Origin of the sequence: Prevotella jejuni, from assembly GCF_900187995.1 — a bacterium.
In the GTDB taxonomy this organism is placed as follows: domain Bacteria; phylum Bacteroidota; class Bacteroidia; order Bacteroidales; family Bacteroidaceae; genus Prevotella; species Prevotella jejuni.
On the sequence record NZ_FZNZ01000006.1, the window covers coordinates 71,453 to 86,801 of the forward strand.

Annotated in this window: 14 protein-coding genes; 1 reads left to right on the plus strand and 13 read right to left on the minus strand. The window is 41.7% G+C overall.

From position 1 onward, the window contains the following. Positions 1–5: 5 nt before the first annotated feature. The 4 genes from CHB62_RS03235 to CHB62_RS03250 all read right to left on the minus strand — a co-directional run bounded on the left by CHB62_RS03235 (position 6) and on the right by CHB62_RS03250 (position 2,818). Complete coding sequence (locus CHB62_RS03235; RefSeq protein ID WP_089365682.1) at positions 6–698, minus strand: DUF4974 domain-containing protein; 693 nt, start codon at positions 696–698, stop codon at positions 6–8. Continuing rightward, positions 695–1,192 carry an RNA polymerase sigma factor gene (locus CHB62_RS03240; protein WP_089365683.1) on the minus strand — a complete coding sequence of 166 codons (498 nt, stop codon included), beginning with the start codon at positions 1,190–1,192 and terminating at the stop codon, positions 695–697. The genes CHB62_RS03235 and CHB62_RS03240 overlap by 4 nt, the downstream gene beginning before the upstream one ends. Before the next feature lie 402 nt (positions 1,193–1,594). Then, positions 1,595–2,203: a hypothetical protein gene (locus CHB62_RS03245; RefSeq protein ID WP_089365684.1), complete on the minus strand. Its 609-nt coding sequence runs from the start codon at positions 2,201–2,203 to the stop codon at positions 1,595–1,597. Between the two features lie 120 nt (positions 2,204–2,323). Further along, a complete protein-coding gene (locus tag CHB62_RS03250; RefSeq protein ID WP_089365685.1) occupies positions 2,324–2,818 on the minus strand; it encodes an RNA polymerase sigma factor in 495 nt (164 codons plus the stop codon). Positions 2,819–3,787: 969 nt separating this feature from the next. On the opposite strand from CHB62_RS03250, the gene CHB62_RS03255 reads away from it, so the two are divergent. After that, positions 3,788–5,113 (plus strand): reverse transcriptase family protein, encoded by a 1,326-nt coding sequence (locus tag CHB62_RS03255; protein ID WP_089365686.1) that lies wholly within the window; start codon positions 3,788–3,790, stop codon positions 5,111–5,113. 162 nt (positions 5,114–5,275) lie between these two features. On the opposite strand, the gene CHB62_RS03260 is transcribed toward CHB62_RS03255, so the two are convergent. The 9 genes from CHB62_RS03260 to CHB62_RS03300 form a co-directional block, all read right to left on the minus strand. Then, complete coding sequence (locus tag CHB62_RS03260) at positions 5,276–5,869, minus strand: aminotransferase class IV (protein ID WP_089365687.1); 594 nt, start codon at positions 5,867–5,869, stop codon at positions 5,276–5,278. Further along, positions 5,853–6,842, minus strand: a complete 990-nt coding sequence (locus tag CHB62_RS03265) for an aminodeoxychorismate synthase component I (RefSeq protein WP_089365688.1) — start codon at positions 6,840–6,842, stop codon at positions 5,853–5,855. Before CHB62_RS03265 ends, CHB62_RS03260 begins: the two co-directional genes overlap by 17 nt. 41 nt (positions 6,843–6,883) lie before the next feature. Further along, on the minus strand, positions 6,884–7,525 hold the full coding sequence (locus tag CHB62_RS03270) for an NAD(P)H-binding protein (protein ID WP_089365689.1): 642 nt from the start codon (positions 7,523–7,525) through the stop codon (positions 6,884–6,886). Between the two features lie 84 nt (positions 7,526–7,609). Beyond that, positions 7,610–8,668 carry a sensor histidine kinase gene (locus tag CHB62_RS03275; RefSeq protein ID WP_089365690.1) on the minus strand — a complete coding sequence of 353 codons (1,059 nt, stop codon included), beginning with the start codon at positions 8,666–8,668 and terminating at the stop codon, positions 7,610–7,612. A 461-nt stretch (positions 8,669–9,129) separates the two neighbouring features. After that, positions 9,130–11,058, minus strand: a complete 1,929-nt coding sequence (locus CHB62_RS03280; protein ID WP_089365691.1) for a 4-hydroxy-3-methylbut-2-en-1-yl diphosphate synthase — start codon at positions 11,056–11,058, stop codon at positions 9,130–9,132. A 167-nt stretch (positions 11,059–11,225) separates the two neighbouring features. Then, the gene (purE, locus tag CHB62_RS03285) at positions 11,226–11,732 is read right to left on the minus strand and encodes a 5-(carboxyamino)imidazole ribonucleotide mutase (RefSeq protein WP_004358933.1); all 507 of its coding nucleotides are present in this window, start codon (positions 11,730–11,732) and stop codon (positions 11,226–11,228) included. A gap of 128 nt (positions 11,733–11,860) precedes the next feature. Next, the gene (locus tag CHB62_RS03290) at positions 11,861–12,478 is read right to left on the minus strand and encodes a hypothetical protein (RefSeq protein WP_004358931.1); all 618 of its coding nucleotides are present in this window, start codon (positions 12,476–12,478) and stop codon (positions 11,861–11,863) included. A gap of 40 nt (positions 12,479–12,518) precedes the next feature. Then, positions 12,519–14,033 (minus strand): RNA polymerase factor sigma-54, encoded by a 1,515-nt coding sequence (rpoN, locus tag CHB62_RS03295; RefSeq protein ID WP_089365692.1) that lies wholly within the window; start codon positions 14,031–14,033, stop codon positions 12,519–12,521. A gap of 46 nt (positions 14,034–14,079) precedes the next feature. After that, positions 14,080–14,727, minus strand: a complete 648-nt coding sequence (locus CHB62_RS03300; protein WP_089365693.1) for a hypothetical protein — start codon at positions 14,725–14,727, stop codon at positions 14,080–14,082. Between the last annotated feature and the right edge of the window lie 622 nt (positions 14,728–15,349).

Genomic DNA, 15,349 nt, shown 5'->3' on the forward strand with positions numbered 1-15,349 from the left:
GTGTTTTATTCTATGGTGATTGTACTGTCAGCCAAAGTTAGCTGTACTTTCTCAAACATGTTTAGTGTCTTTACTGCGTGTTCCACACTTTGGTCTCTGTTCCAAAGAAAGCGTAAACGCAGCTGTCCTGCTTCGGGGTTACGACAGACAGTCTTTGTCCCATAGTAATCTGATATTTCCTGGACAATGTCCTGTAACATAACATTATCAAACTGTTTGGGAGGAAGTATCTCCCCGACTTTCTTTTCTTTCAGCTTGCTGTATGTGGCAGTTGTGCGTGTAGAGCCTTTTTCCCTTAATGTTTTTGTATGAGCTATGTTGTTTGTGACCGTAACAGCTGAATCCGTTGCCAACTGTTTTCTACTACCTTTGACAATGCTAACCGCAGCTACGGCAATTCCCGATACAGTGAGAATACCGATGACTACTGCAGCAATCTGTCTGTAATAACGGTGTACAGGTTTGGAGGTAGATTTCTTTTCCATCAACTTGTGCCATTCCTCTTCTATGATTTCATCTGTCAGTTTATCGGAAGTCCGTCTATACTCGTATGCACTGGTAGTGTCTGATATAAGCTGATACGTTTGCCTCAACTCATCATCACGCAACAGTTCATTAAGCTGTTCATCAGTATATTGGTCAGGATGCTCCATCATGTCAAGCAACCTTTCCATCTGTCCGTAATTATCTTTCTTCATTTCTGGTTAGGATTAAATAGTTCTTTCATCTTCTTAATTGCCTGTGCTAAGTGCTTGTATACGGCAGCTTCACTGATGCCAGTTTGTTCTGCAATGGCTTTATAAGATAGTCTCTGATCAAAGCGTAGACGGAAGACTGTGCGCGTCTGTGATGTCAGCTTACTATCTGCAAATGCCAATAATGCCATGTATCGATCAGTCTGGTGCTGTACGTGCGATAAGTCAGGTTCTGTTTCTGTTGTTAACAGCTTATTAATACGCTCTCTCATCTGTTTCTGTCTGATGATATCTAAACACTGATTGCGTACACTTACAAGCAGATAGCCACTTGTTCCTTTCTTAGGCAGGTGAGTATTGTCACGGAATAATCGTGCAAACACCTCACTCACGGCATCTTTTGCCTCATCAGAATCGTGCAGCATTGCTACTGCCAGTCTGAACATTGCACCGTAGTGCATTCGGAACAGGTGCTCAATGGTTTCTTCTTTTAACATAGATATCTATTCGTTTTTATCTGTTCTCATCTTTATAACGAATGAAAGTGGATTTTCCCAACCCCTTAATACAATAAATTGTCTTTAAAGTTGGAAAAGACCTTATTAATTGCTTGTTTTAAGCTCCTAAGCTTTTACTGAAAAGCTCTTAAGTTTTTGCTGAAAAGCTCCTAAGCTTTTACTAAAAAGCTCCAGACAACCCAGCGAATAAGTCCTATCGTACCCAACCGCTGGGTGTAAAATATCTATTTGTTGGGTATAACAATTCTTTAATTGCTGCTATAGTTCATTGGATTTAAGGGAAGAATAAAAGGTTTAAAAAACAGAGTAACATAGGAACAAGCAATAAGTTCTTATGTTACCCTGTACTTTGTTTATATGTTACTCTGTCTTTATTCTTCTTTACTCTGTCTCTTTTTTAAGTTCATCAATCTGTTGGATAATATCGGAATTAATGCGTTGCATACGAAGATATAACCATATACTGATGGCTACTCCGACGATTAAGCCTATTCCACCACCAACCAGCATACCATTGGACATGCATGTATGGTCTCCTCCATTCGCAGCACCTGACCCATAGTATGTCTCGATAAAGAACCAAGGAGTCCATATAATCATTATGATTGTGCCACATAAGAAGGACTTTTTGCGTAATTTCTTCATCCTTTGCATTTGTAAGGAAGCCGCTATGAGGTCGCCATTCAGGAACTCCTTCTTATTAACATGGTTGATATAAGCATCGAAACAAACACTGAAAGTCATAACGAGTACGGTAAATCCGTAGAACCACCACGACATGTTAAACAGTATCCGAACTTCATTGTAACCGTAATAAATAAATAGTAACACTAAGAATGACACCCATGTATACTTCTTCATAAACGACATCTTATTGAGCATTGACTGTCTGATAAGCTTATCGTTGACGAGTGTTTGATTGTCAAGTTTATTCTTGAGGATATCCAATTGCTGACGCATTTCCTCAAACTCTGTATGCTTTGTTTCCATTGTAGTTTTCTTTTTAATGTGATTGTTAAGCTTTGTAGGGTATTGGGCTAATTGGACCAATTGGCCTAATAGGGCTAATAAGACCAATAAGACTAATCCCATTCATTAATGGTTACTCCCCTACTCCTTTGTTGTTTCACTCGTTTTCTTCAGTCTCTCTTTGATTCTGAATAGTCTTACGGAGACATTCTTCGTACTGATACCGACGATTTCGCCAATCTCTTCATAGCTCATATTCTCCAACCAAAGGAGGATGATGGCTCGATCGAAAGGACCTAACTGGCTGATACGGCGGTTAAGTTGCTGTATCTGTCGGCTGTCATCATCACTATCCGTAAAGGGATTGATGTTCATCGTAAGTGGAATCGTTTTCCGTTTCCGTTTCTTTCGGTCACAAGAGATGCAGGTGTTTAGACTGATACGATAGAGCCACGTGCGCACATCGCTTTCTCCTCGGAAGTTCTGCAGACCCTTCCAAAGGTTTATCAACACCTCTTGAAAGAGGTCGTTCACCTCGTCTTCATCCTTTGAGAACATATAGCACACGGTGTAGATGGTGCTTTTGTGTTCTCTCACGATTCGTGAGAAGTCTTGTTCATTTTGTAGGTTGTCCATCTGTTGATAGGTTGATTTTTGCTCATTAGACGCACGTAGTAAATGAAAAACTACACAATTGGGATAAAATTTTTTATTTATCGTGTGCAAAAGTATTGTTTTATGAGGATAAATACAAGTCTTTGCAGGCTTTATTTAGGGTTTTTCCGTTAAATGCGTAGATGGTTAATAGAATGAGATTAATCCACATACATGGTATGATTTCCTCCAATAAGATGGTTTTATAAATGGGGATAAACTACATAATAAACGTAATTAAGTGTGATGTCTATCTGTTTTCTACAAACAACTTATTCCTATTAGCCTAATTAGGCTATTTGGTCCAATTGGGCTAATTAGGCTAATAACTTATTATTCTGTCATATTTTTTCTTATCATAATTTTGAATACATGCTCTTTTGGCTTCTAAAAGACGCCTAATTGACTTGCAATAGGTGCCCTTTTGAAGTCTAACTAACGCCCTTTTGAAGTCCAATTAAGCACCTTTTATTTTGCTACTTTATAACTGATTGACTTACTGTTGATTACAAACCTGCTTTTTATACGTGTTTTTGCCGTTACTTATAGATGTTTTCTTCGAAATTATGTAATGATTTTTCAAACCCTTGTCTGCATATTTTCGAAGTCTAAAAAGAAATGATTTTCAATGTCAGAGGATGCTAATAGGACAGATACTTGACAGTCTTAGCCATTTTTTGTATAGTGAGTAACTTCCGTTCTTCCGTTAAAGCAATATGAAATGCGTCCATACATTTAACGAAAGAAACTGATTTAATGCTTTAAAAGTTTTGATGTTCCGATATTAATATCTATCTTTGCCACAGATAGGAACGTCTGAAAGAATTAGAAGTAGTTTCCGGCGTATTCGCTGGAGTTTGATACGAAGTATCGTTTTATTGTTAACGAAGGTTCACAATAAAAGTAATTCCCTTACAGCGTTCCTATTTTTTTGTTTAAAACAAACGCACTATGGCTACCAGAATAATAAACGGAAGGGAATATACAAAGGCTGATTTTGAGAATAAACTGTGCCATTTAAGCGATGCACAGGAACTTGCAGCGATGCTGAATGAGCTGAAGTTACCTTGGTATTATTCTGACTTTCGTGGTAAACAACTAAGTTTTTTAGCTGATACCAATAATGTCCAACGACGTTGTAAGACTTTCCGACTTCGCAAGAAGCACGGTGGCTATCGCGAGATTACGGCTCCGAAAGGTGGTCTTCGTGGTATATTAAATGCACTTAATATATTACTTCAGACCTATGATGAGCCTACTCCTTGGGCGTATGGATTCGTTTGTGGTCGTTCTGTGGTTGATAATGCACGTCCACATGTGGGAAAACGTTATATTCTGAACCTTGATTTAAAGGATTTCTTCCCCACTATTACACGCCAGCAGGTGGCTGACTGTCTGACGGCAGAGCCTTTTGGCTTCTCATCATTGGCTGCAAAACTCATCTCTGGGTTGGCTACTGTGCGCACAAAGAACAATGAAGAAGTTTTAGCACAGGGCTTTGCAACATCGCCAACACTATCGAACTTTATTTGTCGGGAGATGGATAAGGAGATAGCGAGCATAGCTACTGCACAAGGCATCACCTTTACCCGCTATGCTGATGACCTCACTTTCAGTGCTGACACAGACATCCTTCGTCCACAGGGAGAGCTTGTACAACAGGTAAAGGCTATTGTTGAGCGTTATGGTTTCCGACTGAATGAAGAGAAAACCCACTTGCAACGTCGTGGAAGACGGCAGGAGGTAACGGGCTTGATGGTAACGGAGAAAGTGAATGTAAGCCGCCGTTATGTGCGTGAAATCCGTTCCTTGCTGTATATCTGGGAGCGTTACGGTTATGAAGATGCCTGTCAGGCAGCGTGGAAGAGCTACAGGCAGCAGCATGGAAAGACAAAGGGACATCAGCATTGTGTACCTCTTAATGCTGTTCTAAGGGGTAAACTGAACTACATGAAGATGGTGCGTGGAGCCGATGACCCACTCTATCAGCGTTTTGTTAGTCGTTATACTTCTTTGCAACAACGAAGTAAGGGAGATATAAAAGAGGTGGCATATAAGGCTTATATGGGTAAGTATCTTTCTATATCGGCTAAAGATAGAACGACAAGTGCTAATGTTTTGCCAAATGACAACACATCATCACGTCAGCTCGGAGCTACAAGCAGCAATCCTTATGACCCAAGAAAAAAGAGCAAACGCATTCTTAACTTTATAGTGATGGTGATTATATTGGTTGCTATTATACTCATCAAATTGTTTTTAAAATCACTTCTGTAAGCAGTAAAAAGTAAGTTAATAAGTAGCGTAATTCTCATCTTTCGTCATGTAGATGACTGCCTTTTGCGAATTATTTTCATGAAAAGAAATATTTATTTTCATGAAGAAAAATATTTATTTACGTGAAAAAAAATAATTATTGTCATGAAAATAATTCGCTGTTTACTTAATCTTATCAACTGGTAGTATTACTTCTCCCAATGAAATCATGGCATTGAAGAGGCTTATATACTGATAGTTAGGAATGTCAGAGACCATGATTTCACGCTCTTGAAGCAGTCCACAGTCGAGCAGTCGTTGGCGCATCGTACCGCAAAGGAGTGGCGTAGAGGGTGTAAACCATTGTTCGCCATCATAGAGTGCAATGTTGGTATAGGAAGTATCTGTAAGGTGATTGTCACGAACAATAAGTATTTCGTCACAGTCACCTTGCTGTTTTTTTAGTTCGTTAAGTGCCGAGCGGTCAGTACTCTTGTAGGGATAGCTGATATTGTTGTCGTAGACAAGGTGTAAAGAGTTGATTTCCTTACATATATAAGGAGTACAGGTGATATCGTGGATGCCCTCTTTATCATAGACAAAGCGTAGCTTTGAACATTCCATCGGTAAGCTAACAGACTTTAGAAGGTCAGCTATATGCAGCGGTTCTGTCAGTCCTAACATCTCTTTGCGAGTGCGGTTCATCCGCTGTTCGTGGTAGGCAAGATTGCAGGCACAGCCGTCTATTACCCTTATTGTCTCAATATATTGGCACATAAACCTTTTCTATCACCTCTTTATATTCGTCATCATTATTGCTTTGAGCCGTAATACCGCCCCCAGCCTTGTAGTGAAGCTGTCCGTCTTTATCCTGATCAATAAAGCGAATCATCACTGCACTGTCTAATTGTCCTTTACTATAACAGCCCATCACACCCGTATAAAAGTCTCTTTCGTAGGCCTCAGCCTCATCGATTATCTCCATTGTACGAGGCTTAGGGGCACCTGTAATGGAGCCAGCAGGGAGCAAATGGAAGAGAAGTGTACCGATGTTCTCACGATAGTCTGCAGGAAGTTGTCCTGTAATCTCCGAACTTGTCTGTAGGATTTCACCCTTGTTTGTCGTCAGATGGTCAACATAGCGATAGCGTTTCACCTGCACTTGCTCTGCTATGATACTCAAGTCGTTGCGGATAAGGTCGACGATGGTAGCGTGTTCGGCTGCTTCTTTCTTATTTTCCATCAGTTCCTTCTCAGCTTCAGGACGTGTTGCATCAATCGTACCCTTCATTGGGAAGGAACTGATAAGTCCTTCTCTATTGATACGAACGAATATTTCTGGAGAGAAACAAACGAACTTTTCTTTCATCCAACAGCGATATAACGCCTTTGAACGCATGAAGATATCGTGCAAAGAAAGGTTGGTATGCACAGGAATCTTGCATGTCAAGTTGGCTAAATAGCTGTCGCCTTCACGCTCTCTTTGCTTGACAAGGTTGATACGCTGTTCATAGTCATCTCTTGTGAGTGGTTCTGTATGCCATTCCACAGCCTCATTGCTGTAGCTTTCGCCCTCAGGGATATTAGAAAGGCTTGGGAAAGCAAAAAGCAATTCATGTGGATTGATGTCCGTAGACTCCTCTATGTATGCACCATCGGCTTTATAATTGATGATAAAGATAAAGTCTTTACCTTCCTTAGCTAATGTGTTCATCCGCTGAATGGCACGTTCACGGTCGTATAGTATCATATTCTTTTATCGCAAGCAGATGGGATACTCTATCCCTTTGTTTATCTTTCTCCAATCTTGAAAATATCCTTTGGCTCAAATACTCCTGACTTCTCTGTTTTCGCAAGTTCAACCATACAATGCGCAACGACTTCTGTTTTCATAGGTCGTTGGCTCTGTAAGAGTCCTATTTTATTGAAGAATTGCAGTATAGAAACAGACAGTTTCTCAGAGCTTCTTGTAGTATTCTTACGAATTAAAACAGGTGGACGAAGGATGGAGATATGTTGGAAAGGAAGCTGTTTGATAGCTTCTTCTAATTCACCTTTTATCCTTGTATAGAAGAAATGTGAGTTAGCATTAGCCATAGCAGCCGATACTAAGACAAAAGAAGGTACTCCCTGCTCTGCTGCTATCTTAGCGAAATTGTATTGATAGGTATAGTCTATCTTGTATTGATTCTCCTTTGAGCCAGCCGCTTTGCGCGTTGTACCCATGCAAGAGAATACGACATCGCCTTGTACGGAGAGTCTCCACTTATCCGACTGGTCGAAGTCTACGATATGTGTTGTTACCTTTTCGTTATTTATGCCTGGGTCTCTTCTGACGAAGATAGCTATTTGTTCGATAGTATCATCATTGATAAGCTCTTGGACAAGGTCTTTACCTATTGCGCCAGTAGCTCCTAATATTATTGCTCTCATTGAGGGTGTTGGGTGATGGGTGTTAAATGTTGGGTGGTTATGATATGTGGGGAGTGGGTGTTGGAGGTGAGAATTACATGATTATTACGGCTTAATAATAATCTTGAGGTGGTAAACCTCTGGTGTAATACGCTGTTCGATGTGATACCTATCAGGGTAAATCAACTCTAAACGGCGGTACATATTCTCCAATCCAATACCCTTTCCACTCTTGTCAGTGTCGTTCTTTGGATAGTTACTGTTCTCACAGAGAAAAACTATCTTGCCGTTATCTTCTGTGATAGATATGTGGATAAACGATGGTTTATTGGCACTTATACCATGCTTAAAGGCATTCTCAATAGGTGTTAGGAATACCAATGGCGCTATGAGTAGTTGTGTGTTATGGATGATGAATTGGCTCTTTATCTCTACATTACTACCCGACCGTAGCGTCATCAGGTTGATATAGTTCTTGATAAAGGCTATCTCACCATTCAGACTCACCTCCTTAGGCTGTGTCTCATAGAGTGCGTAGCGTAGGAGTTCAGACAGTTGACCGATTGCCTTTTGGGCATTATTCGGACTTGTCTGAGTGAGTGAGGCTATGTTATTGAGCGTATTGAAGAGGAAGTGTGGGTTTAGCTGGTTCTTAAGCCATGCCAATTCGGCTTCCGTCATCTTTTGTTTCTCCTCTCTTAGTTGCCTTCTGAGCGTACTATGGCGGATATAATAACGCACGAAGATTGCCGCAACGACCATTGCATAGTTGAGAATCATCCACATCACACCAAACTGATAGAAGCCTATTCGTATAGGTGCGTTCGGTAAATCAGCATTATAAATGCTGAAGATATGATGATTCCAAAGAACGATAAACAGCAGATTGATTACCCAGAATGCCCAGTGCTTTATCTTATTCTTTGCTTCAAAGAGATAAGGAACCAGCACATAGAAATTCGCCATGAAGACAATCAGTAACAAGAAAAGTACGAAGGCATTGACACACATGGACTCCTTGGCGGCTTTGACATCATGTTCAAGTAGCATAATGACCAATGACCAGATAGATACAAGGAGCGCATAAATGCCTACCTGTGCGCCAAGAACGGACAGGTTGTAGCGACTCAGGCAATACTTCTTTATATCCTCCAATACCTTCATGCTGCAAAGATAGTCTTTTATAAGGAAAGAAGCAAGCAGAATCTATACTACATTTTTACTTTTTCTTGTTTTAACACAGAAATGTAATTATCGGTAAATCAGTGCTTTATAAGGGTAGATTGTCTCGCTTGTTAGGCAAATAAGTCTAATTGGTACATTCTTTCAAGGTGATTAATCGCCTTTTTATGCCTAATTATCTAAACTCTATTTGCTATTTACCCCTAATCATTAAGCACCAAATCTATCCTCTCCTCTTATCAAAAGTATGATTTATTGTAGAGGAGTTAGCCCTCCGCACCATTGGTGCTTACGGTCCGCACGTATGGTGCTAAGCATGAACACCACGCGTGCGGAGTATTAAGAGCACAGTAGGAAACGACAAGGAAGAGGTGTTCCTGCCGTTGGGATGATAACGAAAGACACCGATGTTGAATTACATCTATTGAGTCCTAATCGCCGATTTAAGCCTTATTCTGATCTGCCTTGATTAAAGCAAGCAATCGCTCGACTGCTTCCTCCTCTGGGATATTGTGCTCAACGCATACCTGTTTGCGGTAGAGGCTCACCTTCTTTGGACCTGCACCCACGTATCCATAGTCTGCATCAGCCATCTCACCGGGACCATTCACGATACAGCCCATGATACCTACCTTCAGTCCTGTCATTCCCTTGGTAGCTTCTTTGATGCGAGCAATCGTCGTACGAAGGTCGTAGAGTGTACGTCCACAGCCCGGGCAAGAGATGTATTCAGTCTTCACCATGCGCAATCTACCTGCTTGAAGAATACCGAAAGCCGTTTGCTCAACATCCTCTTGTGAGAGGTTGCCATTGTTCATCAGCCAGATACCATCGGTAAGTCCGTCCATCATGAGTGCACCCATATCTGCTGCCGATTCCAATTGGAACTTCTCTTTAGCCGTAGTTGTCTCAGCCTGTTGGCTGTTACTGCTTTCTTCCTTCTCTTCGGTAGTTGAATGCTGATACATCTGGGCGAAGATGATAGGGTTCTTTACCCCTGCTATCATCAGTTGATGCGCCAATGCACGTTGGTCGCCAAGGCGGTTCTGATGGCTTGTCATACATACCACAACCACCTCTGGATGTGTTTTCAGACAAGCAAGGAACTCCTCAGAAGGTGTACCAAACTTCAAGACGAGGAACTTAACATCACTGTTTATCGCACTGATGAAAGGCATTCCCGTCACAGGGAAGATTGGATAGACGTTTTCTAAGGACTGCTTACCACTGTTGGCAAGGTCCATATAGGCGTCATAATCAAGGATATACTTCTGTTTCTTACCTAATTTCTCAGGCAATTCACCCTGTACATAGATATAGTCGGGCTTTGGTAGTTCTGGTGATGATACCTCGGCAGTTGCTTGGTCAGCCTTTCGAGTGGCAATAACAACAGGGACATTCTCGCCACCGATGTTGCCTGCAGCCACTGTCTCACGTCGATTAGGATGGAGATAATCAAAGCCATCATACTGTTCGGCAGGGATGAGAAGATGTTTCTCGTGTCGACGGATATACCATGTAAGGTGTTTAGCCACTGGAATCTCGCACTCTGGATCTTCACTCAGTGATACACGGATCGTGTCACCGATACCATCAGCGAGCAAAGCACCAATACCTACGGCACTCTTAATGCGTCCGTCTTCACCTTCACCAGCCTCGGTAACACCAAGGTGGAGCGGATAGTGCATACCTTCCTTGTCCATCTCAGCCACAAGAAGGCGTACGGAACGAACCATAACAACCGTGTTTGAGGATTTGATAGAGATGACAATGTCATGGAAGTCATACTTACGGAAGATGCGGAGGAACTCCATACAGCTCTCTACAATACCTTCTGGTGTATCGCCATAACGGTTGCGAATACGGTCAGAGAGGCTACCATGGTTGACACCAATACGTACAGCGGTGTGGTTCTCCTTACATATATTGATGAAAGGAATCAGTCTGTCCTCAATCTTCTGTAGCTCCTGAGCATATTCCTCATCGGTATACTCTAACTTTTTGAACGTACGAGCGGGGTCGACATAGTTACCCGGATTGATACGAACCTTCTCTGCATAGAGTGCAGCTACGTCTGCTACATTCGCATTGAAGTGAACATCCGCACAGAGCGGAGCCATATAATTGTCTGCACGTAGTTGTGCATTGATATTCTTTAAGTTCTCTGCCTCGCGCTTACCTTGCGTTGTAAGGCGTACAAGCTCTCCTCCTGCATCAATAATACGCTTAGCTTGTGCAACACTTCCTTCGGTATCATCGGTGGAAGTAGTTGTCATTGATTGTACGCGTACAGGGTTCTCTCCACCAATGTTGAGTGCACCAACATGCGTGACAGAGGTTTTCCTTCTTTCAAAGTTGAATAAATCTATCATGTTCTATTTGGATAATGGGGTACCTCCCCAAGCCCTTTTGGGATGATGAACAACCTCCCTAAGCCCCTCTGAGAGAGGGGTTATAGTAAGAGGTAATAAGTGGTAACGACCTTTACCCTAATTGTTTCCCGTTGTTACTCCGCCTTTTGGAGGGGTTAGGGACGGTCTTAGCACTTAAACTTATAATCCTTTAGTTCAGCTAACTCCTTGTTAGCCTTCTCTATCTTCTTTCCTAATGAAGCCTTCCAGTTGTCAATCTTCTTTGCAATAGCCTCATCACCGAGTGCTATCATCTCAGCTGCAAGGATGGCAGCATTCTGTGCTCCATTGACGCCAACAGTAGCAACTGGAATGCCAGGAGGCATCTGAACGATAGAAAGTAAGGCATCAAGACCATCGAGCATACCCTTAATTGGCACGCCAATGACTGGAAGTGGTGTTGAAGCAGCGATAACTCCAGGCAAAGCAGCAGCCATACCAGCCGCAGCAATGATAACTTTTACGCCACGACCTTTTGCTTCCTTGGCAAAAGTCTCTACTGCGTCAGGTGTACGATGAGCAGAGAGTGCATTCACTTCAAAAGGAATCTCTTGCTCTTCCAACCACTTACAAGCTTTTTCCATTACGGGTAAATCGCTTGTTGAACCCATGATAATACTAACTAATGGCTTCATATTCTTTATGTATTAAGTTTATTTTCTTTGTTTGTTTTATGTGTATTTATTCTTAAGACAGATGTAATTTTCTGTCAGTTTATTCTTTATTCTTTGGCAATCAGTGGACTTTTCTACTGCTATTGATTCTATACAACGATGATTGTAATGAATGAACAGATGATACCTAAGAAGAAACCCGATGCCACTTGCTCCAATGAATGTTGCCTGAGAATCATTCTACTGCTACCTACAAAGCCCGAAACGATGAGCGTAAGACAAAGCCACCACATCGGATTGAAGTTGAATAGCAGTGAAAAAGCTATTAAAGAGCCTGTCACACCACCGATAGCTGCCGTATGTGTTGATATCTTCCACCATACGTTGATGATAGCACATAGAATCTGAATAATCAATGCTACCATAAGTATGGACGTCAGCATGTGAGGCAGGTGTAGGATGTTCATGATATAAAAGCACGTGAAGTAGCAAAGAATAGAAATCACATAAGGAACCATTCTTCGCTCTCGTTGCCCTAACTGAATCAATGTCCAGCCGTGGTATTGGCGGTAAAGGTGGATGAGTAAGGTTGGAATAAGGACCGTAAAAGCATAAACCAAAAAGACATACGACAGCTTTGCCTGCCATGGGAACATACTTAGATAGCTAAAAGTAAAGATAGCTAAAATGCCCACAACGGGTAAATAGAATGGTGTGAGAACCATACTCACAACCCTTGCTGTTAATATAATGTTCTTTTCGTTCATACTTTAACACCTAACACCTAACATCCAACACCTAATTACATCACTCCTTCCTCAGTCTTGCCACAGGTAATCCGAGTTGTTCGCGGTACTTAGCAACGGTGCGGCGGGCTATTGGGAAGCCTTTTTCTTTCATCACTTTAGCAAGTGCATCATCGCTGAGAGGCTTGCGTTTGTCCTCTTTGTCGATTACTTCCTTGAGTGCCAACTTGATTTTACGAGTAGACATTTCCTCGCCATCTTCCGTTGTATAGCTATCAGTAAAGAAGAAACGCAGTGGGAAAGTACCCCAACGTGTCTGTGCATACTTGATGTTGCTCACACGTGATATGGTAGAGATGTCTAAGCCTGTACGGTCGGCAATATCTTTAAGAATCATTGGTTTGAGGTCAGCCTCATCTCCATCTTGGAAGAACTTCCGCTGAATATCGATGATAGCCTTCATCGTCACTTGTAAGGTATGGCGTCTTTGCTTTACCGCTTCGATAAATCCTTGTGCCTTTTCCACCTTCTCTTTGGCATAAAGCAACGCCTCTTTCTCCTGTCGGTTCATACCGGCTTTGTTGTTGCGGTAGGTCTCCATCATATCGTTGAAGGCCTGCGAAACGTGCAACTCTGGTAGATTGCCGTGGTTTAAGCTGAAAGTAACCGTACCATCATCCTCTGTGTCGATGATAAAGTCAGGTGTTATCTGTTGCAGGTTACGTCCTTGTGTCTCACCCATTGACGACCCCGGCTTTGGATTCAACTTACGAATCTCACGCTGAAGTGCCTCTACTTGAAGGTCAGACAGCGACAGTGCGCTTTGAATCTTATCCCAATGCTTCTTTTTGAAAGCATCGAAATGATGCGAAAGGATATTGTAGATGTATTTATACAGATGACTATCTTTCTCCCACTCACCGTTCTCAACCTTTCGGTCTATCTGTAACAAGAGACATTCTTGCAAGTCTCTTGCACCGATACCAGCTGGGTCAAAGTCCTGCAGAATCTTCAGTACCTCCTCTAATTCCTTAGTAGACGCGTCAATCCCATAGTAGATAGCCAACTCATCGCTGATACTATCAAGATCTTTTCGCAATAGTCCGTCATCATCTAAACTACCGATAAGATACTCCAAGATACTCTTCTGCCTTTCCGTAAGCTCTCTTTCACCCACCTGCTCATTGAGTTTATCAATGAAGGAAGTTGTGTCTCCATACACAATCTCCTCATATTCAGCATTATTTCGTTGCTGTCTTGAATCGTATGTAGGAAGATCATCATCCGAACGCATACGCTCCAGTGCCGAGTCGAGCGCATCTTGTCGTTCTTCTCGTTCCTGAAGTGTGTCGAAATCATCGTCTTCTGAATGCTCTACAGTATCGTTGTCGTCAATGCTATCAGTCTCCTCTCCTCCTGCTTCTAAGGCAGGATTATCATCGAGTTCAGCATTAACACTTTCCTCTAATTCTGTCAGTGGCATCTCCAACAACTTTACTTGCAGCATCTGCTGTTGTGAGAGACGCTGCACTTGTTGCTGTTTCTGGTTTTGAATCTGTACTTGTTCCTGTGCCATTGTTTACCTGAATTGTGCTACAAAAGTACTAAAAAAACAAGTATAATCAAGTGAAATATTCCTTTAATTGTGCTGCCAAGGCAGAAAGTTTCTCTGGGTTATCATTTCCATAGCGGTTCCATACCTCCTGACAGGGCATTAATAAGGGCGATATCAGAAGGTCGTCACGGTTCAGATAGGGGTCGCAGAGTTGGAACACATCCATTACCTCCACAACCATTTGTGGCTTTATCTTCATCAGTTTGGCCAGTTCTATCACTTCAGGTGTCTCCGCTGCCATTGTAATAGGAGTAAGACGGAAATAGAGGTCGAGAATCATAATGAGCATAAAAGGCTTCAACTCCGTAGCCCCTTCCACTGGTAGGAAGTCATGTTCAAAGGTTTCGCGTACCTTCACACCATCGTAGAACTCCCTTGACTGGCCGAATCCTTTCATTGAGCGCAGTTTCTTCACGTCTTTATTCAGCCTTCGTGTGTTCTTACCATAGGTCTCCCAAATCAAGTTAATGATGGGCATGTCACGATGACGTAGCTTAAAGAGCTGTTCATAGAGGTTCTTTGGTGGTATATGTAGTTCCAAGCTGAGGTCTACCAACGCACGTGAATACATCGGTTTCATTCCCTCTGGCTTTTTAAGATAAAGCTGTAGGAGTAGTAGCCAGTAGTCGTCAGACCATAAAGGATGTGTTGCCATAAGCGTAAAATATCCACTCTTGCTCCTCTCTTTCGAGTAGAGAAGGAGGAGAAATACTTGTCTAAAGGGTATCTATATTTGTCTTTCGCAAAGATACTCCTTTTTTATTATAATGGCAAAAGATAGTGGCAGAAAGTTAATGAGTTAACGGATTGACGAGTTGACAAGTGATGTCTATCTGTCTTCTACAATCAATGTATTCCCTATTAGCCTAATTAGGCTAATAAGTCCAATAAGCCCAATAGGGCTAATAGCCTGTTACTTTGTCATAACTTTTCACATCATGATTTTGAATACATGCTCTTTTGGCTTGCAGAAGACGCCCTTTTGGCTTGCAGAAGACGCCCTTTAAGCCCCTTACTAACGCCCTTTTGAAGTCCAATTAAGCACCTTTTACTTTATACTTGGTAACTAATTGACTCTCTGTTGATTGCAAACTTACTTCTTATATGTGTTTTTGCCGTTAGTTATAGATGTTTTCTTTGAAATTATGTAATGATTTTTCAAATCCTTACCTACCTATTTTCGAAGTCTAAAAAGAAATGATTTCCAATGTCAGAGGATGATAAGAGGACAGAAAGTTGACTGTCTTAGCCATGGTTTTTATTTAATGAGTAACTTC

What these genes read in the sequence shown, in the direction of transcription:
- purE (WP_004358933.1), bottom strand. Translation starts at nt 11,732, where the DNA reads ATGAAGCCATTAGTTAGTATTATCATGGGTTCAACAAGCGATTTACCC.
- CHB62_RS03275 (WP_089365690.1), bottom strand. Translation starts at nt 8,668, where the DNA reads ATGAAGGTATTGGAGGATATAAAGAAGTATTGCCTGAGTCGCTACAAC.
- CHB62_RS03255 (WP_089365686.1), top strand. Translation starts at nt 3,788, where the DNA reads ATGGCTACCAGAATAATAAACGGAAGGGAATATACAAAGGCTGATTTT.
- CHB62_RS03235 (WP_089365682.1), bottom strand. Translation starts at nt 698, where the DNA reads ATGAAGAAAGATAATTACGGACAGATGGAAAGGTTGCTTGACATGATG.
- CHB62_RS03240 (WP_089365683.1), bottom strand. Translation starts at nt 1,192, where the DNA reads ATGTTAAAAGAAGAAACCATTGAGCACCTGTTCCGAATGCACTACGGT.
- CHB62_RS03260 (WP_089365687.1), bottom strand. Translation starts at nt 5,869, where the DNA reads ATGTGCCAATATATTGAGACAATAAGGGTAATAGACGGCTGTGCCTGC.
- CHB62_RS03290 (WP_004358931.1), bottom strand. Translation starts at nt 12,478, where the DNA reads ATGAACGAAAAGAACATTATATTAACAGCAAGGGTTGTGAGTATGGTT.
- rpoN (WP_089365692.1), bottom strand. Translation starts at nt 14,033, where the DNA reads ATGGCACAGGAACAAGTACAGATTCAAAACCAGAAACAGCAACAAGTG.
- CHB62_RS03280 (WP_089365691.1), bottom strand. Translation starts at nt 11,058, where the DNA reads ATGATAGATTTATTCAACTTTGAAAGAAGGAAAACCTCTGTCACGCAT.
- CHB62_RS03250 (WP_089365685.1), bottom strand. Translation starts at nt 2,818, where the DNA reads ATGGACAACCTACAAAATGAACAAGACTTCTCACGAATCGTGAGAGAA.
- CHB62_RS03300 (WP_089365693.1), bottom strand. Translation starts at nt 14,727, where the DNA reads ATGGCAACACATCCTTTATGGTCTGACGACTACTGGCTACTACTCCTA.
- CHB62_RS03270 (WP_089365689.1), bottom strand. Translation starts at nt 7,525, where the DNA reads ATGAGAGCAATAATATTAGGAGCTACTGGCGCAATAGGTAAAGACCTT.
- CHB62_RS03265 (WP_089365688.1), bottom strand. Translation starts at nt 6,842, where the DNA reads ATGATACTATACGACCGTGAACGTGCCATTCAGCGGATGAACACATTA.
- CHB62_RS03245 (WP_089365684.1), bottom strand. Translation starts at nt 2,203, where the DNA reads ATGGAAACAAAGCATACAGAGTTTGAGGAAATGCGTCAGCAATTGGAT.